This is a genomic window from Nocardia sp. X0981, assembly GCF_977089955.1.
The window spans coordinates 978,350-998,190 of the sequence record NZ_OZ372435.1; the positions used below are offsets into that span (position 1 = coordinate 978,350).

Here is a 19,841-nt window from a genome sequence, read left to right on the forward strand (position 1 = left end):
CCGTCAAACCCTGTAAAACAAATCAACTCGGGCGAGTAGCCGCTCGAGTATCGGGGTTCGCCGGGTCGGCGAAACGGTGGTATCACGACCGCCACCACGGGAGGGCTGACATGCTGATGGATGTAACGGCGGTGCAGGGCATCGCCGACGACCTACGGGATTCGGCGGGAACGGTCAACAATGCCGCGCTGCGTATCGCGGACGCGGTGCGCGGGTTCGAAACAGCCGATGCGGGCCGCACCTACCAGTCGGCCGGCGAACGCCTGGTCACCGGGCTGGACGAGCTGCGCCGCTCCTTGTTCGCCTGGGCGAATTGCGTGCACGACTGCGGTACAGCGCTGCGGGCCGGGGCGGACGGTTACACCGAAACCGACCAGTCGACCGCCGTCGATCTCGGTGCGGTGCCGGGAGCACTCGTATGAGGTCCACCGCCTCCGAGGGCGTCGACGCCATCTTGGATGCCGGCGCCGTGGGCCTTCGGTACTTCGAAGTCTTCCTGCCGCGCTATCGCGAATGGACCGGGCACGAGCCCGCGGGCGGTGGCTACTTCGCCCTGGCCGCCCATTACGACCAGCAGCGCGGCACGGATCTGGAAGCCCTGCGGGGTATCGCCACCGCTTTGGGTGAAGAGCTGGAAGGCCGGCTCGGTGATCAGGCCGCTGCCCAGAACGCCCGTTTCGCGGATCTGCCCAACCATTGGAACGGCTCCCCCGCCGCCGACAACGCCCGGCAGTTCCTCGCTCTCGCCGGCACCGGAATCGGTACGACCGTCGACGCTCTGCGTGCCGTGCACACCGCTGCCACCACCGCGCTCACCCGGATCGAAGACGCCGTACGCCACAAGGCGGATACGGTGAAGAACGGTTTCGACGCCGCTACGGCGGCGGGTAAGTCCGCGCAGCAGATCGACTGGCTCATCGACGTCGCCCAGGGGACGGTCGGCACCGGTGAAGCGGTGCGGAACAGGCTGCGTACCGAGCTGCCCGAGCACCACGCCGACGGCGCGGATCCGGCGGCGACGTGCCGCGGTTGGCTCGATCGGGTCTTCGCCGGCGAGATCGAGGCCGCGGTCACCCGGTTCACGACCCTGTGCTCCGATACCCATACCACCGTCAGCGGAGCCTACGAACAACTGCTCACCGCGCTCGAAGCGGTCGAGCCTTCGGCGTTCGTCTCGCCCGGCGGCACGCCCTCGGCGGATACGGACCTCACCTCCGCCCCCGGCGGACCCAGCTACGTGATCGCGGCCGGCGCGCCGCAGGCGACCACCGAACCGGAGAGCGACAACCCGGCACCCGGTGGGAATCCCACGCAGACCACACCGGGAGATACGGAGAGTCCGGACGCACCCTCGAGCCTTGCCCTGACCAGCACACCGGCAGCCACGGAGACCGGTGAAACCGTGGATCCGGGTACCGATCCGGCCACGGCGGCCCCGACGGGAACGAACACCCCCGGGAGCACCACCGAGACCTCGACCACCTCCGCCCCGGCGGGGACGCAACCCCCCGGGTCCACCACCGAGACCTCGACCACCCCCGGCGCCTCGGAGGCGGACGACTCGTCGGGCACCACTCCGGAGCCGGCGGCGAGTACTCCCGGGGCCTGGACGCCTACCGATATCACCAACATGGTGACCGCGGTAAGCCAGATCACCGGCACCATCCCGGATCTGATCACCGCGGTGGGAAGTCTCGCCGGTCAGATGGACGAGGTCATCACCGCCACCGGCGACGCCGTGGCGACAGTTATCGACGCCGCCGACAACCAGCCCAGTGCTCCCGGCCCCGGAACCGAGGTCACCGACCCGTCCGAAGAAACGGCTGCCACGCAGGATCCGGCCGCGGAAGACAGCTCATCCGAGAGTTCGGATACCGCTGGGGAAACCGGCGATACGACGCAGGAGGAAGGCCAGAACTCGCAGGCGGGCGACTCCGCGGCGGCGGAGGGCACCGACTCGGAAGCAGCGGATACGGGAACGGCGGCCGTGGGACCGGATACCGGCACACCGGTCCCGAACCCGGCTCCGACGCACCCCACCGCGGCGGCCACCACCGAAACCCCCGTATCCACGGCGTACGGCAGCCTGCGCGGACTCGGCACCGCACCGGCCCCCCGGCCCACGAACGACCATCAGCAGCAGGCCCCGGACACGCCACAGCACGCGGTAGACCAGCCTCGGGCGGTTTCCGCACCCGAGTGAGGAAACTCGGGTACCCGGTTCCACATGCGCGGATGGCCGACGAGAACGGGGCAGGTGTGCGTCCACTGATGATGGCGCTCGTTTTCACGATGATCTTTGTCGCCTGCTGTCATGTGGCGTCGAAGGTTATCGTCAGTTCTGGGCTTCGGGGTCCTGTTTGATGGCCGAGACCTCGAACTCCAGGCCTACCTTCTCGGCGACCAGGACGCCGCCGCTTTCCAGCATCGCGTTCCAGGTGACGCCGAAGTCCTTGCGGTTGATCGTGGTCGAACCTTCGAAACCGACGCGGACATTGCCGAACGGGTCGGTGGCCTGACCTTCGAAAGTGAACGGGACCGTCACCGGCCGGGTGATGCCCTTGATCGTGAGATCACCGGTGACGTCGAAGGTACCCGGACCGGTCGGGGTGATCGCGGTGGACCGGAACGTGATCTCGGGGTATTCGTCCAGTTCCAGGAAATCCATACCGCGCAGATGCTCGTCGCGCGGGGCATTGCGGGTATCGATGCTGGCGACCCGGATGGTCACCTCGCCGTAGGTGCGCTCCGGGTGCTCGCTGTCGAAGTAGGCGTGACCGCTGAAGTCGTTGAACGCGCCGCGCACCCTGGTGACCATGGCGTGCCTGGTCACGAAGCCGATCCGGGTATGCGCCGGGTCGAGTACGTACGTCCCGCTCAGTTCCTTCACATTCGTCGCGGTCGTCATCCTGCACCTCCAAGTTGTTGATGTGTCATATTTATAGTGCGGGCATATTGGTGACATGTCAACTACTTCGTTAAACTGGGGCGGTGACCGAGACACGATGGCTCGATGAGCGCGAGCGGCACGCCTGGCGCGGATATCTGCGGATGCACGCCCAGCTGATGGCCCGGCTGCATCGGCAATTGCAGAACGACTCGGGTTTGTCACTGGCCGACTTCGATGTCCTGGTCCAGCTCACCGACCAGCCCGAGCCGCGAATGCGGGTGGGCGAGCTGGGGCAGGCCCTCCAGTGGGAGAAGAGCCGGCTCTCACATCACCTCGCCCGCATGCAACGCCGCGGGCTGGTGCTTCGCGAGGACTGTCCGGACGATGCCCGAGGTGCCTATATCGTGCTCACCGAACAGGGCCGCACCGCGATCGAACAAGCCGCACCCACCCATGTGGAAACCGTACGCGAGCTGGTGTTCGACCCGCTCACCGCGGACGAGGTGGACACCCTGGCCTCGATCGCCGACCGCATCCTCGAACAGCTGAACGCCCCGGCGTAACTCGCGGTCCGCGACGCCCTCCAGAGACTACGTCCCGTGCCGCGCGATGTGTTCTTCTTTTGCGATGGCAGCTACCGGCCGAGCGGGTTCGGAAGCGCACAATTGCGTCCGGCCGGGCAGCAGGAGCGGGGTAGCGAGCAGCAGGACACCGGCGAGGGTGATCGCGAGGAGGGGGCCGGTGAACGTGGCGAGAACACCCCAGAGCACCATGAGGCTAGCCTGCGCGAGCTTGTTGCCGACGCTCCAGGTGGTGAGGACGCGGGCGGCATGGTCCGGGGGAATCCGTTGCAGGCGTTCGGTGGCCGAGATCGGATTGAAGATACCCATACAGGTGATCAGCAGACCCTCGACGACGATCACGGTGAGGAGTCCGGGCAGGCCGGGCTGGAGGAATGCCAGGCCGAGCGGGAACAACGAGCGCAACCAGCCGGAGACGGTCAGGACCCGGTACCGGCCGTAACGCCGCACGAGGCGGGCGGAGAGCCGCGCGCCCACGAAGCCGCCGAGCGCCGGGATACCGAAGGCGAGCCCGTACTGCCAAGCGGGAAAGTGGTATTCGCCCAACATGAGGACCGCCAGGAGCGGCGCGGTGGCCATGATCAGGCCGCCGACCAGAACAGAGTTGAGGTACAGGCGGCGTAGTACGGGATCGTGGCGGATGAACCGCTGACCGGTGAGAAGGTCGGCCCCGCGCAGCTCGGTACCGGGGTCGCGCACCGCCGCGACATCACCACCGCGGATACGGAGGACCGCGAACGCGGAGATCAGGTAGCTGAATGCGTCGGCCAGGATGGTGACGACCGGGCCGAGCAGCCCCACGAGCGCACCACCCAGAGGTGGTCCGGCCGCGGTCGCCACCCAGTTCGTACCTTCGAACCTCCCGTTCGCGACGAGAAGACGCTCACCGCGAACGAGGTATTTCAAATAGGCACCGGACGCGGCGGTGAAGGCGATGTTCGCGGTTCCGGCGACGACCGAGACCAGTAGCAACTGGCCGTAGGACAGCACGCCGAGGAAGTACGTCACCGGCACACTCGCCATCGCGAGGAATCGGACGAGGTCCATCGCGATCATCACCGGGCGTTTGGGCCGGTGATCCATCCAGGGACCGAGCGGGACGGCGATGATCGCCGCGACGGCAAGCCCGGCCGCCTCCAGCAGCGAAACCGCGAACGCCGACGAATGCAGCACCTGTACCGCGATGAGCGGGAACGCGCCGAAAGCGAGCCACGTGCCGTATGTGCTCACGGCATAGGCCGACCACAACCGGCCGAAATCGGACCTCGATCCCACGCGCACCCGACTCCTCCGCGACAACCGATGGATGAACCCCTACATCACACCGGTCGTACAAGTCCGAGATCAAACAACCGTCTATCGACGAGCCACAACCATCGGTTGTTCATCGTGATCCGAGGTAGGGGCCGTCGCCGATTCCGTCGAGCACGGCATCGCTCGACGAGGCGACGACGACCCCAGCGCACGGTGGGGCAGCGAGGAGCCACCGGGCAGGAATACCTGGTGATCTGCTACCGGCCGGGCAGGTGGGGGTGCGCCCGCCCAGCGGAATCCGACCGGCCGCGGGACTCGCGGGTCAGACGTCCCCGGACAACCTGCCGTAGATGGCCAGCAGAACCACGTTGCCCACGGCGATTCCCACCGATTCCAGCCACTGCCACCGCTGTTCCCGGCGCATCACGGCGAACGATGCCGCGATCCCCGAACCCCCTGCCACGCAATACCCGACCTTCCACGCGGCGCTGTCCGAGGTCAGACCTATGACGAGGGTGAACGACGACAGGACAACCGCCGCCACCAGAAGTTCGCTGCGTAACAGTCCCTCGGACAGCCGCCCGCCTATCCGTGTGAACACGGTGCCGGTTGCGCCCGGACGCCGGACGCGACGTGTATCCCCCATTGCCTACCCCTTTCGCCCGACAGGGCCGCGGCGTCAGCACGGGGCCCCGTATTTCGTATGCCTATCGGAGTACAGCTTTTTCGGAGCCGGACCGCTCACCTCCGAGCGACCGGTCCACGAACAGGGTGGCCGGACACCACGACCCGCCGCGGTACGTTCCGCCCGGTATCGCGAATTCCCGGCCTCCCGCGTGATTCTTCTCCGCTCCGGCCCGGAGCGTTACGGATTCGCCGCTGCCGGTTCGGACCACACCGCACCACATGGTGACCCGGCCTCCGGCGCGCGTCGCGTGGGCGGCATCGACTTCGTCTCGGATCGTCGGGCCGGAAGCGACCGGCAACGTATCGACCGGCACCCGGTATACGGGGGCGGCGGATCATTCCCGGTGGTTCCGGGTGTGCAGGATCGCGGACGCCGTCGCCGCTATCGCGCGGTCGTGGTCGCCGGTCAGTTCGGCGAGAGCTCGCCGGGTCGCCGGGCCCGGAATCTCGGCGAGCGCCTGCGTGATCCGTGAACGCACCGCGGTGGCGTCCGTGGCGCGGAGTTCGGCCCGCAAGGCGCGCACGATATCGGCGGCGGAATCCGTGGTTTCCGCCAGCGATCCCAGCGTTTCACCGGCCTCGACATCGGATCGGCCCTCGACCACCATCTCGAGGAGCGCGGGTATCGCCGTGGTGGCCCGCCGGGCGCCGAGCGCCAGGGCCGCGTGGTCTCGCACCGTTACGTCGCTGTCGTCGAAGGCCCGCCGCAGCAGCGCGGTGGCCTGTTCGGTGGGCACCGCCGCTATCGCGGCGGTCGCCCGGCGCCGGACCGCGACCTCCGGTGAGTCCAGACCCGCGGCCAGCTCCGTCAATCCCGCACCGGCTGCCCGCGCCAGCGACCATCGCAGCGCCCCGGCGACATTCGGGTCGTCCTCCGAAAGGGCCGCCGCCACCAGCGCTTCGACGGGCAACGCCGCGTTCTCGTGCTGTGCCAGCACCGCTTGCTGCCGGTGGGCTCCGAACTCCGAGTCGAGCGCGCGCAGCAGTGCGACGACGCTCATGACCTCGCCCCACCGCGCCGGCGCGGCGGCGTCGACGCGCTCCAGCTTCCGGAGCAGTTCCTCCTCCGCGGTGATCCGGGCGCGAGTGTGCCGGATGAGTTCTCCCACCAGGTCCCCCGGTGCGAAACCGGGTTCGTCCAGCGCCCGTTTGACGTCGTGCAGCGAAAGCCCCAGGCTTCTGAGGCATTCGACGTGGAAGAGGCGACGGATATCGTCGGCGCAGTATTCGCGGTACCCCGCGGCCGTACGGACCGATGGTTCCACCAGACCCAGGCGGTCGTAGTGGCGCAGCATGCGGGTGCTGACGCCGGACCGCCGCGAGACCTCACCGATCAACATCGCATCGCCTCCCACTCAAGCGTCCATACCGGTCGCGGCGACGCGCTTGGCCATCTCGGAGGAGAGGACGAACCCACTGTCGGGATCCTCCCGGAGCCGCTCGGTGGCCTCGGCATGGGCGCGGACGCGCGGATCGGGGCTCGTCACGGCGGCCGCCAGCACCGGTACGACGGGCTCGCCGAGTGCCACCAGTGCCCGGCTCAAACCCAGTTGTACCGGATGGCCGCCGCGGCCCAGCGCCTTCGCCAGATCGGCGGCGAGCGCGCCCTCCTCGCCGGGTGGAACGAGAACCACGGCGGCCCGCCACGCGCTGAGCGCGACCTCGTCGTTGCCGTCGTGCAGCAGCGGCGGAACCGCCGGCCAGGCACTCCGGTCACCGATCTTGGACAGGGTGTGCAGCGCCTGGCTGCGGGCCTGGATCGTCTCGGACCCGAGTTCGGCGAGCAATCTCGGCACCGTGAGCTCGGCGGGCAACCGGCACAGCGCCCAGGTGAGCATGTCCCGGACGAAGAAATCCGGTTCGACGGCGCACCGGGCGACGAGGACCTCCGCGAGCCGTGGATCACCCAGCGTGCCGGCCGAGAGCGCGGCCCGCAGCCGGGTGGACGAGTCGGCACCGGCAAGAGCGTCGACGAGGCGAGCGTCCAGCTCGCCATGGTGGGTTGTGTTCACGACAACCACCTCCTTCGCCGACCATTCGAGTCCTTGTCACAGTGTCAAGGTCAAGCTCGGGGCTTCTCCGCCGGGCTCGCGCCGGCTCGGCGAGCGCGAGTCGAGCCCGGTGCTCCGGCAGGCACGCTGCTCCGAACTCGTCCCGAAACCGGCCGCTCCGGCGTAGGGCGGGCAGTCGTTCGGAACCCTGTCGGAAAACGCGGGGCACACGAGGACAACCATGCGCGCCTTACCGAGTCGTGGTCCGTTAGCGATGGCTCATGAGAACCGTTGTCGATCGCTTCTCCGGCGACACGTCAAGGCCGCGAGTCGAACCCGCCTGCTCGGATCCCGTTCGCGAAGGAATCCCACGTCCTGGAGTCGAAGAGAAGAGCGGGGCCTGATGCGTCCTTCGAATCCCGCACCCCGACGCGCCCACTCGGAAGCCACGCTACCTCGACGCACTCCGTCTGCCCACTGCTGTGGCTGCTCTTGAACCACTTCGCTCCGGATAGATCCGTCTTCACGCCTCGTACTCCCTTGCAATGTGCCTCAGCAGTTCTCGCGATCGCACTTCATCATGTGCCGCACTCCGTATCGCCGAAGCAAGCTCATCGTAGCGTCGCACGTCGTCGGTGCTCTCGAGATAGAGATCGGGTTTCCCGGCACCTTCGAAGTAGACCAGGGGCGGCTCGATGGTTTTCCCTCGTGTATCCGTCCCGAAGTCGAGGATCATGAACGGCCCGTGCAACAGCCCATTGGCGCATCCCCCGGTGAAAGGGTGGATTCGAATCGTAATGTTCGGCCGCTTGCCGAGCTCCGCCAGATGACGGAGCTGCGCTCCCATGACTCGCGATGTGCCCACCACACGACGAAGCGCCGATTCGTGAAGCAGCACATCGAGCTCGATCGGAGATGTCTTCCGGGTAACGACGGTTTGCCGTCGCGAGCGAAGTTCCACACGCCGTTCGATATCTTCCGGACTACTGTCCGCATAGAAATCACCTATCAACTCACGTGCGTACTCCGGTGTCTGTAGGAGGCCCGGCACGATCTCGTTGTAGATCGTCAATTTCCGAACCGAGGCTTCGAGTTCCACATACATGTTGAACGTCGGGTCACTGTAGAGCCCCGCGAACGCCGTGTACCACGACGTCACCTTCGCCTGTTCGGCCAGGTCCAGCGCCCGCACCGTTTCCTCGCGCGCCACCTCGTACAGCTCGCACAGGGCTCGTACGTCCACCGTGCGCACCTTCTTCGTCTTGGCGGCCTCGATGCGCTGGAGCGCCGCCTGACTCAGCTCCACCAGGGCAGCGGCTCTGGCCAGGCTCAATCCGACGGCCTCCCGGCGTTCGCGCAGGAACCGGCCCAGCTGCCGGCGCGGCAGGGTCGACGGTTCCGCCCCCTCGTCACTGACCATGCTTCTACCTCCGTTCGAAAAAACGAATCATCGAGCACCCCGAAATCGAATCATCACCGAACCGGATTCGAATCTTGTTCTGGGACAGCGCATCAGTATGGTCCGGACCGGCCGATTCGGCTTGGACCAGCGTATATCCCGTGGTGTGCTTGTTCAGGCGTTCGGGTGACCACGATCTCGCGCCCCGAACCCGAACATTTCGACCCGCACCGATTCCGACTCGCGACCACCGCGCACCGAGTGTGATCCGCCCGGTCGGTCGCACCCACACGCCCGCCCATTCGCCCTCGGTTCCGGGAGGACCCATGTCGTATACGCACGTCCACATATCCACGGCACAGCACAGACCCGTCGCCCTCGGGTTCGTGCGCACCGAGATCTCCGGGCCGCACGCCCCACGCCACGCCGACGAGATCCGGCGGCACGCCCGCGAAGCCGGCTATCGCTACCTCTACACCGTGCGCCCACCCGCCGGCGAGCCGGATCCGCTCACCTACGTGCGCGCCCTCGCCACCGAACTCGGGGCCGAGGTGATCATCGCTTTCGATCTCGGCCAGGTCGACGACCGGCCGACGCTGATCTGCGACCTCGGATACCGGCTGGAAACCGTATGCCCGCACACCGTATGGGCGCCCAGCCTGCCGATGCCCGGTGCGGATGGTGCGACCGTATGACTGTCTGGCACCTGCTGTACACCGCCGCCCTCACCCTCGCGATATGCGGTATAGCGGTGATCGCCCTCGGTTGTATATGGCCCACCGACCCACCGCCGCAGACCCGCCACACGCCCCGCCCGCATCCCGGGCACCACCGCACTCCCCCTGTCCCCGGCCCCACGGATTGGACCTGCGCCCTGCCCGGCATACCTCTGAGCCCCGAAGACGCTCACAACGCCGCACGTCACCACCGCGACCACGACTGCCCCCGCAAACAGGTCGCGTTCGCCACCCTGGTCGCCTACGGCTGCGTCGTCCCCGATACCAGCCGCCGACCGCACCAGCGGAAAGCGCCGTCCGGAACCCTGTGAGTGTGACCGATCGAGTTTTCGATTCAGCTCGGCCTCAGCCGCCTTCGAATCCACGTGGGCCGACACCGAACTTCCGGCCACAGCTCGAGATGGTTCGCAAATTCCCCGAGGTGTCGGTTCCCAGCTGGATTCGTGAGGATACTATTCGATAGGAGATCGATGAATCATTGCGGCATGGACAGCCGATGAGCACGATCGAAGAAAGATCGCTCTTCCTCGGAGCGAGGGACAATTGGTTTTCCGCCACGCTCCAGCATGATGACAGAAGGCGCCAGAACCGCGCCTATCAAAACCTCGAGTACCGGATGGTCGCCGGAAAAGCATTTTTCCCGCATCATGTGAACAAATGAATCGAATTCATCTAGTTCTATTTCCCAGTAGTCCGAGGCCATGGCATTCATTCCAGTCGATACTTCGAGCACATCAGCCACGTCCCGGGCCATACTCACATACAGCTTACCTACCCGCAGAGAAGGACTCCACACAGTCACATCTTTGATATCGAATATATAGCTCATTATGCCCACTCCAAGTAGATTTCGGCGTTCGGATGCTTCGCCCTCAAGTCGTCGACCGCTTTCTCCACAGCCGCCTTGAACTGCGGATCGGCGCCCGCCTCGGTGAACCTCAAACCGATCGGCGACGACTCATGACCTGCAACATACTGCTGGGCTTCCAGGTACGATTCCAGCTTCTTGGTCACATGCTTTTCAACCCACTTCGGCACATTACCCGCATTCGTTGCAGTTTTCTCCTCCCACAAGACCCCGTCCTCCACCGAATCAATATCAGTGATGGTACGACTGAGGTTTCCCGGTTCGTCGATTACCACGTCTTTGTCCCCCTCCTCGACGTGGTATTTCCCGTCACTACCCAGCTGAGGTCGCTTCGGGTCCTCAAACGTTACATCCTCGTTTTTTGCCGTCGTCTCGACGACGTCTTCGAGGGTTTCGATGAGGTCATGGATACGCTCGATCTTTGTACGAGTGTCTCCCGTGTTGCGCGTGATGGTGACAACGGTTCGCAGCCCGGCCGAGACCACTATGCCGCGGAGGACTTTGATGAAGTCGTTGACGAGGTCGACCGCTTTGCCGGCGCGGACGGCGGCGACCGCCGTACCACCCACACCGAAGGTGATGCAGGAGGCGGCGACGGTCAAGGCCGCGGTGACGAGGACTTGTTTGCCGAGTTCTATCGCGAACTTGTCGAGCTCTTCCTTCAGTTTGCCTTTCATGTTGTCGTGCGCGGTTTTCTGGGCCGCGCACGCGGCGGCGAGATCGGCGAAAGTCGCCAGCAGATCCTCGGCCGCGGCCTTTATCGCGCGCAGGTCTTCGTCGATCGACGCTACTTCGGGGGCCGTCACCTGCTGGAACATCGCCGCCGCCCGCTCCAGCTCCGCGGGCAGGCCGGTGGCACCCTGGGCGTGGGCCAGGGCGTTCCAGACGGTAGCGGCGGTATTCAGCTTGTCGGTGTCGCCGTCGGGAACCGGAAGGTCGATACCGATCTTGTGCGCGAGTTCGAGACCGTCGTCGAACAAGCCGCTGCCCGGCCCACCGGCGGAGGGTGGCGGTATCGCGCAGCTGGCGTAGGCCAGCGGCGGGTCGGGGGGCTTCTCCGGTGCCGGGGTTCCGGACCCGGGGTCGTGGTCGCTGCTCGCGTAGACGTAGCCGGCCTGGTTCAGGACGCGGGCGTATTTGTCCAGCACGAGCATCATCTGGGTGACGAGATCGTTGGTGTCGCGCACCTGCTGGTTGTAGGAGGTCGCCCATTCCTTACCGGGCCCGGCGCTGCCGGCCATGGCCCCGGTACCGCTCATCGCCTGCATATGCCGGTCGTAGGCGGTGAAGAAGGCGCTCGCGGCGCGATTCACGATGGTGGACGCCTCGTAGTAGACGGCCGGGTCCACATTGATGAAGTTCATGCCTCGGGCTCGGGCTACCGGGGACCGAACATTCGCTGCACGGTCTGGATGGCGCTGGTGTAGCGGGCGTGGGCATCGACCGCGGCCCGGCGCATCGCATCGACCCCCTCGGCGACATCGGTGGCCCCCGCCGACCACTGCCGGTAGGCATCGGCCTGTGCGATCGCCGCATCACCGGACCAGGTCTGGTGCAGTGCCGCCATCCGTTGTTCGAGACCGGTGAGACTGTCGTTCAGGAAGCCGATGAAGTTCGCGGCGCGGGCGGTGAGGTTGTCGAGCTCGTCCAGATCTACCTGGAAAGCCTCGGATGGTGCGGGCACGGTGATCCCCCTCGGTGGTTCACAAATTCAACGACGGATAGCTCTGCGAGTTGTTGTCGTCCTGTTCCACGAACGTCCGGGTGGTGACGCCCAGCAACTCGGCGATGGTCGCGAGAGCCTCCAGCACCTGGATCGCGCCCTGTTTGGTTTCGTCCCAGCCTGCCCGGTACGCGGTGGCGGAGTTACCTTTCCACACCTCGAGTACCGCGTCGATATCGTTATCGAGGTCGCGCAGCGCGTTCACGAGCTGATCGGCGGTGAGCTGGACGAACTTACCGGCGTCGAGCACATGGTCGGGTACGACCTGTATGGCCGGCGCGGAATTCGCTGGATCGGCCAACACGCCCCCCTCGATGATCGCAACACAACTGATCCGACAGTACCGGCGCGTGGAGTCGTGTCAATAGACCCGGGGCCGAGGCACGGTCGGGTGACGATGTCACCCATCTGTGCACCATTCCCAGGCGAATTCGCCCACGCAACGGTCTCGGCCGACGGCCCACCACCGGCCTGCCACACACTCGACCGGATGCGCGCACAGGTCGTGGGAGTGCAACCGCCACAGTTGTACTGATCGTTTTCTCTTGTGCCCCAGAGCCAACGCGCGCTGGTGATCTGAATCAGCGCCTGCCACTATGCCACTCGCCCCCAACCTGTCGAAGGTTCAGGGCTGCCGTCCGGACGCCTTCCATGCGACAAAATATGACTTACGCCACATTTTCCCTCTTCAATGCACATCTGCAATGCAACCGGTACGTATAGTTCCCGCCATGCTTCCGAGGGCCACTTTGGGCGCCGAACACGATAACGCCGTTGCGAGCGAGCGGAGCGATGGACCCGATTCGCGCATTTTCGACAGCAGACCCGAGGATCGCGGCGAGCTGAATCTGGCTTTTAATGAGAATCCGTTCGCCGGCCCCCTGGGCCGATATCCCGACAACCGTTCGGAAATACTTCTGCTTCGCTACATGGAAGCAATGAGAGTTGTCGATGAATATCCCGATTCGCGACTATCGGTGGCTCATGCATTCCTGTCGCGCGGGGCAAACGATGCATTGGATCAGGTATTTCGGGCCATACGACCACGGATAGCATCGGCAGTGATCTGCCCGCCCACCTTCTGGGAATTCGAACGGATCGCCGAACTCAACAGGATATCGATCACTCGGGTTCCGCTGGATGGCGCCGATCGCAGTCGTCTCGATATAGACGGAATCGTGCGCAGCGGGGCGGACTGCGTAGTCCTGTGCAACCCCGGAAATCCTACCGGTGTCGAAATTTCCGCAGCGGACCTTCGGGAGTTGCTCGCGGTGTATTCGGGCTATGTTGTCGTCGACGAGACATATGTCGAATTCTGTCCCGGTGCATCGCTGGCATACGCGGTACCGGAATACGACCATCTGATCGTCATCCGTTCGCTGTCGAAAGCGTTCGGAATGGCCTCGCTGCGGCTGGGTGCCATTATCACCGCACCACACCGGATCATGGCGCTGCGCCGGGATACGTTGCCGTTCATGCTGCCTACGCCAGTAGTGGACGCCGCGGTGGCGGCACTGGACGGTCCGTTGATCGCCGAACGACTGCGGCGGCTGATCAGCACCCGGGACCGGTTCGCAGAAGAGCTGTCGCGCATACCGGAGGTTCTACGAGTACACGCCGATGCCGGCTTCGTGAGTATTCAGGTGATCGATCGGCCCCGCGTCCTGGCCCGGTTGCGGTCGGCCGGAATAGCCGTTTCGTCCGGTGCGGACAATATTCGATTGTCGATCGGCACCGATGAAAACAATACCCGGGTCATAAACGCATTATCGAGCGCACACGACAAGCAGGTACAGATAAAGGAATGACCGAATGACGAATTCAAATCTCCCTTTCGTCATCCGCCGGGCAGAGGTACATGCGATCAGTTCGGTCGAAATCGACGGAATTATACACGAACTGGGTGAGCAGCGTGACTTCCGGCGAAACGATCGACTGCGAGATTTTCTGCCCGAGTACGGCCGCACCTCATTGGCCTGGGTGCGGCTCCAGGATGGACAAGTGCTCGGTAACCATACACACCCCACGGCATCGATGATCATCATATGCGCCGGATCCGTGTATTTAACCGGCGATACCCACCAGCTTGTGGAGGAGGGCGATATCGTCTGCGTTCCTCCCGGGTGCGTGCATGGTTTCCGCACTTCCGCCGGCGGGGCATTCGATGGATTATCGGTACAATTCGAAGGTAATGGTTTGTACGAATCGCCAGAGGAAGCTCGTGTGAATTTTCAGGATATTCCCCGAACCACTGCGAGCGATACTCCGGCAACAGGCTCGCCGAAGCAGGAGGGGGTCTCCCCGGCTCTCGCCGAACTCCGTGCCCTCTGTGACCGAAGATGCGAAAAGCATCAGCAACGGGCTCTTTTCGAGCTATTGGCTTCCAGGAAACTGGAGAGTGACCAGAAACTGCGAGAACGGTTCTTCTCAGCTCTCTACACCTTCTCGTGCGGCTTCCAGCGCATGGTGCTGGCCCGGCAGGCGCTGGCCACCGACGATGCGCTACGGCGGGAATACGCCGGCCATCTGGCCGAAGAGCTGGGTCACGACGAACTACTGCGTACCGGATTCGGCGTCGAGGAACCGGCCTATGACGCAGTGCTGGATGCGGCGTCGAACTGGTTCGTCGCCCAGATGTACGGGCGCGCCGAGGACGAGAAGATCGTCATCGTGCACATGGTGGTCGAGGCCAGCGGTCACGTTTTCGGTGAGGCCACCAAGTCGATATTTCATCCGGAGCTCGGATTACGTAACGGGTCTTATTTCGAGGTGCATGCCGAGGCCGACGACGATCACGCCGCCCTGGGGCAGGACTATCTGGCCCGGCTACCGGAGGCCCGGCTGCGAGAACTCCGCATCATCTGCGAGAAAGCCTGGGATCAAATGGATCTCGTGCATGACCGCATCGCGGCATACACGCTGGCCGACTGATCCCGGATGCACCGATGGTGTTCTGAGCAGCCGGTGAAGACGGCCACGGGCGACGCTGAACACCACCACTTCGAATCGAGTCCCGATTCATTTGTCACCGGCCGACCTGGCTTCCAGAGCTTCGTGCAGGGTGACCGACCACTGGTGCACGATCTGTTTGCGGCGGACCGAATCGTCGGTGAGGACATCGGCCAGCCCCAGTCCACGCGCCAGGTCCAGGGTGGCCTGAACCAGGTGGTGGGCGACGGGATCGGTGTCGTCGACCCCCAGCGCCTCGACGGCGCGGTGGTGGGCCCCACGGCCGAATCGGGCCTCCAACGGGACGATACGTTCGCGCAGGGCGGGGTCGGCGGCGGCGTGGGTCCAGACCTGCAGGGCCGCTTTGAAAAGTGGGCTGGTGTAGGACTCGACCAGACCGGCGACCACCGCCTCGGTGCGGGCCAGGCCGGGTTCGGTGATCTCCGTGGACACCGCCTGGTCGGTGCGGGTATCGAACATATACGTCAGGGCGGCGGTGATCAGATCTTCGCGGGTGGGGAAATGGTGCTGGGCCGCGCCCCGCGACACCCCGGCGCGTTCGGCCACCACCGCTACGGTGGCCGCTGCCCAGCCCTTTTCGGCCAGGCAGTCGATGGTCGCCTCGAGGAGCCGCTGCCGGGTGGCCCGGCTGCGGTCCTGTTTGGGTTCGTGGGGTGTCGCCATAGCGGCCTATTCTGCCGAGGGGGTATCGGTGGACGGGACGGCCCAGCGGGGTGGGCGGCGCTGCAGGAAAGCGGTCATCCCTTCGATCACTTCCTCGGTGCCGAAGAAGCTGCCCGAACGATTGGCCAATTCGCCGGCGCGGCGGTCGAATTCGGCGAGTATCGGGGCGGTGGTGAGGCGTTTGCTCTCCGCGAGCCCCTGCGGGGAGCCCTTGCGCAGTTCGTCCAGTAGTTCGGCGACCCGGGCGGCGGGGTCGTCCGTCGAGAGCGTGATCAGGCCGATGCGTTCGGCGGTGTCGGAGTCGAACGTCTCGCCGGTCAGGAAGTACCGGTCGGCGGCGCGGGGCGCCATCCGGGGCAGCAGGGTGAGCGAGATGACGAACGGGGCCAGGCCGAGGCGGGCCTCGGTGAGCGCGAAACTGCTCGACAGTCCCGCGACGGCGATATCGCAGGCGGCGAGCAAGCCCATCCCGCCGGCGCGCACATTCCCGTCCACCCGCGCGATCACGGGTTTGGGGAGTTCCAGGACGGTCCGCAGCAACCGCACCATCCACTGGGTGCGGATATCGGCCGCGGCCGCTGGATCGGCGGCCACCGCTTCCTTGAGATCCGCGCCCGCGCAGAAAGTATTGCCGGTGTGGGTGAGGACCACACCGCGCACGTCCGGATCGGCCGCGGCGCGCTCCAGGCCCGCCAGCAGTTCGGTCACCAAACGAGAGGAGATGGCATTGCGGTTGTGCGGGGAGTCGAGGGTGAGGGTGGCGAACCCGTCCTCGACGGCGTACCCGACAACCCGGCCGGTCTCGGTTCCGGTCACGGTGATCCTGCCTTTCTGGAGGGGCCGGGGCGAGCGGCCCCGGCCCGTCCCGATGCTCAGTAGGACTTCGGCAGACCCAGCGAATGCTGGGCGACGAAGTTGAGGATCATCTCCCGGCTCACCGGAGCGATCCGGGCGATCCGGGCGGCGCCGAGCATGGCGGCCAAACCGTACTCCGAGGTCAACCCGGAACCACCGTGGGTCTGGATGGCCTGATCGAGAGCCTTGATACTGGCCTCCGCGGCCGCGTACTTGGCCATATTGGCGGCCTCGGCGGCCCCCATCTCGTCGCCGGCGTCGTAGAGGGTGGCGGCCTTGAGCATCATCAGCCGAGCCAGTTCGAGTTCGATCTTCACCTGCGCCAGGGGATGGGCGATACCCTGATGCGCGCCGATGGGGGTCTTCCAGACGGTGCGCTCCTTGGCGTATTCCACCGCGCGGTCGATGGCGTAGCGGCCGACGCCGACGGCCATGGCCGCGCCCATGATGCGCTCGGGGTTCAGGCCCGCGAACAACTGCATCAGCGCGGCGTCTTCCTTGCCGACCAGGGCACTCGACGGAAGCCGGACATCGTCCAGGAACAGCGTGAACTGGTGATCCGGTTCGATGATGTCCATTTCCTGGGGGGTCTTCTCGAACCCGGGCGCATCGGTGGGGACGATGAACAGGGCGGGCTTGAGCTTGCCCGTCTTATGGTCTTCGGTGCGGGCCACGATCAGCACCGCCTCGGCCTGGTCCACCCCGGAGATGAAGATCTTGCGGCCGCTGAGCAGCCAGTCGTCACCGTCGCGGCGGGCGGTGGTGGTGATCTGGTGCGAATTGGAACCGGCGTCGGGTTCGGTGATGCCGAACACCATCTTGGCCGAACCGTCGGACAGTTTGGGCAGCCATTCGGCCCTCTGCTCGTCGGTGCCGTACTTGGTGATGATGGTGCCGCAGATGGCCGGGGACACCACCATCAGCAGCAGACCCGCGCCCTGCGCGGACAACTCCTCCATCACCAGCGCCAGCTCGTACATCCCGGCGCCGCCGCCACCGTATTCCTCCGGCAGGTTCACGCCCAGGAAGCCGAGCTTGCCCGCTTCGCTCCACAATTCGTCGAGGGGCTCGTTGTTCCGTGCTTTCGGCAGGACGTAGTCGCGGTAGTTGTACTTGGCTGCCAGCGCGGCGACAGCGGCACGCAACTCCTTGCGTTCGTCGGATTCGATGAAGCTCATTGCTCACTCCTGATTTTCGGCGGCGGGGTCCACCACTGCGAGAACGGTGCCGACCTCGACCTGCTGGCCGACCTCGACATTGAGGGCACTGAGCACCCCGTCCGCCGGAGCGGCGACGGTGTGCTCCATCTTCATGGCTTCCAGCCACAGGATCGGCTGCCCGGCGGTGACCGTACTGCCGACCTCGGCGCCCAGCCGGATCACACTGCCCGGCATGGGGGCCAGCAGGGATCCGGAGGCGACCTGATCGGCGGGGTCGGTGAAACGGGGCAGGCGGCGCACCGTCACCGGGCCCACCGCCGAATCCACGCAGACGAGATCGCCGTAGCGGGCGACGGTGAACTGCCGCCGCACCGGCCCGTATGCGCCGGGTGCCGCCAGCACCACCTGTTCAGGGGTGGCCGTGATCAGTTCCAGTCCCGCGAAATCGGCGACCTCCACCCCTGTCCGGGTGAACCGGTAGTCGATATCGTGGCTACCGGTGGCGCGGCTCTCATAGGACTTGCGTTGGAACTGCGAGGGCAGGTTCCGCCAGCCGCTGGGCACCCCCGCGACCACGCCGGCCCGGGCCCGGTTGGCGGCCGCCTCGGCCAGTGCGGCCGCGACGATCGACAGCTTCTCGTCCGCCGCGCCGACCAGCGGTGCCGCCAGCGTGTCCAGGCCGTGGGTGGTGAAGAACGCCGTATCGGTATCGCCGGCGAGGAAGGCGGGATGGCGCAGCACCCGGACCAGCAGGTCGCGATTGGTGACCACACCGTGGATATGGGCGCGGTGCAGCGCTCCGGCCAGCAGGCGGGCCGCCTCGTCGCGGGTGCGGCCATAGGAAACGACCTTGGCGAGCATGGGATCGTAGTGCGCCCCCACCACGTAACCGTCCGTCACGCCGGAGTCCAGGCGCACACCGGGCTTGGTGAGAATATCGAATTCTGTTGTCACCGAAGGTATTTCGATATGGTGCACGATTCCGCTCTGCGGCTGCCAATCGTGCCCCGGATCCTCGGCGTAGAGGCGTACCTCGATGGAATGACCGCGCATCGCGGGAGGCTCGGCCGCGAGCCGGGCGCCCTGGGCGATTTCGAGCTGGAGCGCGACGAGGTCCAGCCCGGTGGTGCATTCGGTGACCGGATGCTCCACCTGCAGCCGGGTGTTCATCTCCAGGAAGTAGAACTCGCCGGTCTCGTCGGCGAGGAACTCGACCGTCCCCGCGCCGGTGTAACCGATGGCGGCGGCGGCCTGCCGGGCCGCGGCGAACAGCCGGTCCCGCATCCCCGGGCCGGCCGCGCCATCGTGGCCGGCGTCGATCCGCTCCACCAATGGTGAGGGGGCTTCCTCGACAACCTTCTGGTGGCGGCGCTGGATCGAGCACTCCCGTTCGCCGACAGCCCAGATGGTGCCGTGGGTATCGGCCAGCACCTGGACCTCGATATGGCGGCCGGTTTCCAGGTAGCGCTCACAGAAAACGGTCGGATCACCGAACGCCGATTCCGCTTCCCGCCGCGCGCCCTCGAGCTGCGCGGATAGTTCGGCCAGGGTACGCACCACGCGCATACCGCGGCCACCACCCCCGGCGGAAGCCTTGATCAGTACGGGCAACCGGTCTTCGGTCACCTCGTCCGGATCGAGTTCGGCCAGTACCGGAACACCGGCGGTGTCCATCATCTTCTTGGCCGCGACCTTGGAACCCATCTCCTCGATGGCGGGGGCGGACGGGCCGATCCAGACCAGTCCGGCCGCTTCGACGGCGCGCGCGAACTCCGCGTTCTCCGAAAGGAACCCGTAGCCGGGGTGCACCGCGTCGGCTCCCGCGGCCTGCGCGGCGGTAACGATCAGGTCGGCACGCAGGTAGGTTTGCGCCGGGGTGCTGCCGGGCAGCCGGACCGCCACATCGGCCTCGGCCACATGGGGTGATCCGGCATCGGGGTCGGAGTACACGGCGACCGTACTCAGGCCCATCCGGCGGCAGGTGGCGAAGATCCGCCGGGCGATTTCACCGCGATTGGCGACCAGCACGCGGGTGATGTGTTGCTGCGGGTTCGACACGACCG

At 65.8% G+C, this 19,841-nt stretch carries 22 protein-coding genes; 7 read left to right on the forward strand and 15 right to left on the reverse strand.

The window, feature by feature from the left end; translation table 11 throughout:
• Nucleotides 1–110 precede the first annotated feature (110 nt).
• Together ACYR7D_RS04215 and ACYR7D_RS04220 are read left to right on the forward strand one after the other, a co-directional pair.
• Entirely contained in the window at nucleotides 111–422 is a 312-nt protein-coding gene (locus ACYR7D_RS04215) for a hypothetical protein (protein ID WP_459548316.1), read from the forward strand.
• The gene (locus tag ACYR7D_RS04220; RefSeq protein WP_459548317.1) at nucleotides 419–2,203 is read left to right on the forward strand and encodes a DNA polymerase III subunit gamma/tau domain-containing protein; all 1,785 of its coding nucleotides are present in this window, start codon (nucleotides 419–421) and stop codon (nucleotides 2,201–2,203) included. Before ACYR7D_RS04215 ends, ACYR7D_RS04220 begins: the two co-directional genes overlap by 4 nt.
• A 132-nt stretch (nucleotides 2,204–2,335) precedes the next feature.
• On the opposite strand, the gene ACYR7D_RS04225 is transcribed toward ACYR7D_RS04220, so the two are convergent.
• Complete coding sequence (locus ACYR7D_RS04225; RefSeq protein WP_459548318.1) at nucleotides 2,336–2,908, reverse strand: YceI family protein; 573 nt, start codon at nucleotides 2,906–2,908, stop codon at nucleotides 2,336–2,338.
• An 83-nt stretch (nucleotides 2,909–2,991) separates the two neighbouring features.
• Here ACYR7D_RS04225 and ACYR7D_RS04230 point away from each other — a divergent pair, with 83 nt between their 5' ends.
• On the forward strand, nucleotides 2,992–3,453 hold the full coding sequence (locus ACYR7D_RS04230; protein ID WP_459548319.1) for a MarR family winged helix-turn-helix transcriptional regulator: 462 nt from the start codon (nucleotides 2,992–2,994) through the stop codon (nucleotides 3,451–3,453).
• 27 nt (nucleotides 3,454–3,480) lie between these two features.
• On the opposite strand, the gene ACYR7D_RS04235 is transcribed toward ACYR7D_RS04230, so the two are convergent.
• The 6 genes from ACYR7D_RS04235 to ACYR7D_RS04260 all read right to left on the reverse strand — a co-directional run bounded on the left by ACYR7D_RS04235 (nucleotide 3,481) and on the right by ACYR7D_RS04260 (nucleotide 8,823).
• On the reverse strand, nucleotides 3,481–4,746 hold the full coding sequence (locus ACYR7D_RS04235) for an MFS transporter (RefSeq protein ID WP_459548320.1): 1,266 nt from the start codon (nucleotides 4,744–4,746) through the stop codon (nucleotides 3,481–3,483).
• 301 nt (nucleotides 4,747–5,047) lie between these two features.
• A complete protein-coding gene (locus ACYR7D_RS04240; protein ID WP_459548321.1) occupies nucleotides 5,048–5,371 on the reverse strand; it encodes a hypothetical protein in 324 nt (107 codons plus the stop codon).
• A 376-nt stretch (nucleotides 5,372–5,747) separates the two neighbouring features.
• Nucleotides 5,748–6,752 (reverse strand): MerR family transcriptional regulator, encoded by a 1,005-nt coding sequence (locus ACYR7D_RS04245; RefSeq protein ID WP_459548322.1) that lies wholly within the window; start codon nucleotides 6,750–6,752, stop codon nucleotides 5,748–5,750.
• Between the two features lie 15 nt (nucleotides 6,753–6,767).
• The gene (locus ACYR7D_RS04250) at nucleotides 6,768–7,424 is read right to left on the reverse strand and encodes a HEAT repeat domain-containing protein (RefSeq protein WP_459548323.1); all 657 of its coding nucleotides are present in this window, start codon (nucleotides 7,422–7,424) and stop codon (nucleotides 6,768–6,770) included.
• 296 nt (nucleotides 7,425–7,720) lie between these two features.
• Nucleotides 7,721–7,930: a DUF397 domain-containing protein gene (locus ACYR7D_RS04255; protein WP_459548324.1), complete on the reverse strand. Its 210-nt coding sequence runs from the start codon at nucleotides 7,928–7,930 to the stop codon at nucleotides 7,721–7,723.
• Nucleotides 7,927–8,823 (reverse strand): helix-turn-helix domain-containing protein, encoded by an 897-nt coding sequence (locus ACYR7D_RS04260; RefSeq protein ID WP_459548325.1) that lies wholly within the window; start codon nucleotides 8,821–8,823, stop codon nucleotides 7,927–7,929. The genes ACYR7D_RS04255 and ACYR7D_RS04260 overlap by 4 nt, the downstream gene beginning before the upstream one ends.
• Before the next feature lie 305 nt (nucleotides 8,824–9,128).
• On the opposite strand from ACYR7D_RS04260, the gene ACYR7D_RS04265 reads away from it, so the two are divergent.
• Together ACYR7D_RS04265 and ACYR7D_RS04270 are read left to right on the forward strand one after the other, a co-directional pair.
• On the forward strand, nucleotides 9,129–9,497 hold the full coding sequence (locus tag ACYR7D_RS04265) for a hypothetical protein (RefSeq protein WP_459548326.1): 369 nt from the start codon (nucleotides 9,129–9,131) through the stop codon (nucleotides 9,495–9,497).
• A complete protein-coding gene (locus ACYR7D_RS04270; RefSeq protein WP_459548327.1) occupies nucleotides 9,494–9,850 on the forward strand; it encodes a hypothetical protein in 357 nt (118 codons plus the stop codon). The genes ACYR7D_RS04265 and ACYR7D_RS04270 overlap by 4 nt, the downstream gene beginning before the upstream one ends.
• A gap of 164 nt (nucleotides 9,851–10,014) precedes the next feature.
• Here ACYR7D_RS04270 and ACYR7D_RS04275 read toward each other — a convergent pair whose 3' ends face one another.
• The 4 genes from ACYR7D_RS04275 to ACYR7D_RS04290 are packed head-to-tail and all read right to left on the reverse strand — an operon-like array spanning nucleotide 10,015 to nucleotide 12,431.
• The gene (locus tag ACYR7D_RS04275) at nucleotides 10,015–10,368 is read right to left on the reverse strand and encodes a DUF6086 family protein (RefSeq protein ID WP_459548328.1); all 354 of its coding nucleotides are present in this window, start codon (nucleotides 10,366–10,368) and stop codon (nucleotides 10,015–10,017) included.
• Nucleotides 10,368–11,771: a hypothetical protein gene (locus ACYR7D_RS04280; protein ID WP_459548329.1), complete on the reverse strand. Its 1,404-nt coding sequence runs from the start codon at nucleotides 11,769–11,771 to the stop codon at nucleotides 10,368–10,370. The genes ACYR7D_RS04275 and ACYR7D_RS04280 overlap by 1 nt, the downstream gene beginning before the upstream one ends.
• Before the next feature lie 14 nt (nucleotides 11,772–11,785).
• Complete coding sequence (locus ACYR7D_RS04285) at nucleotides 11,786–12,091, reverse strand: WXG100 family type VII secretion target (RefSeq protein WP_459548330.1); 306 nt, start codon at nucleotides 12,089–12,091, stop codon at nucleotides 11,786–11,788.
• A gap of 19 nt (nucleotides 12,092–12,110) precedes the next feature.
• Nucleotides 12,111–12,431, reverse strand: coding sequence for a WXG100 family type VII secretion target (locus tag ACYR7D_RS04290; protein WP_459548331.1), 321 nt, complete (start codon nucleotides 12,429–12,431; stop codon nucleotides 12,111–12,113).
• 295 nt (nucleotides 12,432–12,726) lie between these two features.
• On the opposite strand from ACYR7D_RS04290, the gene ACYR7D_RS04295 reads away from it, so the two are divergent.
• Together ACYR7D_RS04295 and ACYR7D_RS04300 are read left to right on the forward strand one after the other, a co-directional pair.
• Entirely contained in the window at nucleotides 12,727–13,938 is a 1,212-nt protein-coding gene (locus tag ACYR7D_RS04295) for a pyridoxal phosphate-dependent aminotransferase (protein WP_459548332.1), read from the forward strand.
• Nucleotides 13,939–13,942: 4 nt separating this feature from the next.
• Nucleotides 13,943–15,061: an AraC family ligand binding domain-containing protein gene (locus ACYR7D_RS04300; protein WP_459548333.1), complete on the forward strand. Its 1,119-nt coding sequence runs from the start codon at nucleotides 13,943–13,945 to the stop codon at nucleotides 15,059–15,061.
• An 87-nt stretch (nucleotides 15,062–15,148) separates the two neighbouring features.
• Here the strand turns inward: ACYR7D_RS04300 and ACYR7D_RS04305 are convergent, their stop codons facing one another.
• The 4 genes from ACYR7D_RS04305 to ACYR7D_RS04320 are packed head-to-tail and all read right to left on the reverse strand — an operon-like array spanning nucleotide 15,149 to nucleotide 19,836.
• A complete protein-coding gene (locus tag ACYR7D_RS04305; protein ID WP_459548334.1) occupies nucleotides 15,149–15,763 on the reverse strand; it encodes a TetR/AcrR family transcriptional regulator in 615 nt (204 codons plus the stop codon).
• A 6-nt stretch (nucleotides 15,764–15,769) separates the two neighbouring features.
• Complete coding sequence (locus tag ACYR7D_RS04310) at nucleotides 15,770–16,579, reverse strand: enoyl-CoA hydratase family protein (protein ID WP_459548335.1); 810 nt, start codon at nucleotides 16,577–16,579, stop codon at nucleotides 15,770–15,772.
• A 56-nt stretch (nucleotides 16,580–16,635) separates the two neighbouring features.
• Nucleotides 16,636–17,796 carry an acyl-CoA dehydrogenase family protein gene (locus ACYR7D_RS04315; protein WP_459548336.1) on the reverse strand — a complete coding sequence of 387 codons (1,161 nt, stop codon included), beginning with the start codon at nucleotides 17,794–17,796 and terminating at the stop codon, nucleotides 16,636–16,638.
• Between the two features lie 3 nt (nucleotides 17,797–17,799).
• Nucleotides 17,800–19,836, reverse strand: coding sequence for an acetyl/propionyl/methylcrotonyl-CoA carboxylase subunit alpha (locus ACYR7D_RS04320; RefSeq protein ID WP_459548337.1), 2,037 nt, complete (start codon nucleotides 19,834–19,836; stop codon nucleotides 17,800–17,802).
• Between the last annotated feature and the right edge of the window lie 5 nt (nucleotides 19,837–19,841).

What these genes read in the sequence shown, in the direction of transcription:
- ACYR7D_RS04305 (WP_459548334.1), bottom strand. Translation starts at nt 15,763, where the DNA reads ATGGCGACACCCCACGAACCCAAACAGGACCGCAGCCGGGCCACCCGG.
- ACYR7D_RS04240 (WP_459548321.1), bottom strand. Translation starts at nt 5,371, where the DNA reads ATGGGGGATACACGTCGCGTCCGGCGTCCGGGCGCAACCGGCACCGTG.
- ACYR7D_RS04215 (WP_459548316.1), top strand. Translation starts at nt 111, where the DNA reads ATGCTGATGGATGTAACGGCGGTGCAGGGCATCGCCGACGACCTACGG.
- ACYR7D_RS04265 (WP_459548326.1), top strand. Translation starts at nt 9,129, where the DNA reads ATGTCGTATACGCACGTCCACATATCCACGGCACAGCACAGACCCGTC.
- ACYR7D_RS04295 (WP_459548332.1), top strand. Translation starts at nt 12,727, where the DNA reads ATGCCACTCGCCCCCAACCTGTCGAAGGTTCAGGGCTGCCGTCCGGAC.
- ACYR7D_RS04220 (WP_459548317.1), top strand. Translation starts at nt 419, where the DNA reads ATGAGGTCCACCGCCTCCGAGGGCGTCGACGCCATCTTGGATGCCGGC.
- ACYR7D_RS04245 (WP_459548322.1), bottom strand. Translation starts at nt 6,752, where the DNA reads ATGTTGATCGGTGAGGTCTCGCGGCGGTCCGGCGTCAGCACCCGCATG.
- ACYR7D_RS04300 (WP_459548333.1), top strand. Translation starts at nt 13,943, where the DNA reads ATGACGAATTCAAATCTCCCTTTCGTCATCCGCCGGGCAGAGGTACAT.
- ACYR7D_RS04315 (WP_459548336.1), bottom strand. Translation starts at nt 17,796, where the DNA reads ATGAGCTTCATCGAATCCGACGAACGCAAGGAGTTGCGTGCCGCTGTC.
- ACYR7D_RS04275 (WP_459548328.1), bottom strand. Translation starts at nt 10,368, where the DNA reads ATGAGCTATATATTCGATATCAAAGATGTGACTGTGTGGAGTCCTTCT.
- ACYR7D_RS04280 (WP_459548329.1), bottom strand. Translation starts at nt 11,771, where the DNA reads ATGAACTTCATCAATGTGGACCCGGCCGTCTACTACGAGGCGTCCACC.
- ACYR7D_RS04260 (WP_459548325.1), bottom strand. Translation starts at nt 8,823, where the DNA reads ATGGTCAGTGACGAGGGGGCGGAACCGTCGACCCTGCCGCGCCGGCAG.
- ACYR7D_RS04225 (WP_459548318.1), bottom strand. Translation starts at nt 2,908, where the DNA reads ATGACGACCGCGACGAATGTGAAGGAACTGAGCGGGACGTACGTACTC.
- ACYR7D_RS04270 (WP_459548327.1), top strand. Translation starts at nt 9,494, where the DNA reads ATGACTGTCTGGCACCTGCTGTACACCGCCGCCCTCACCCTCGCGATA.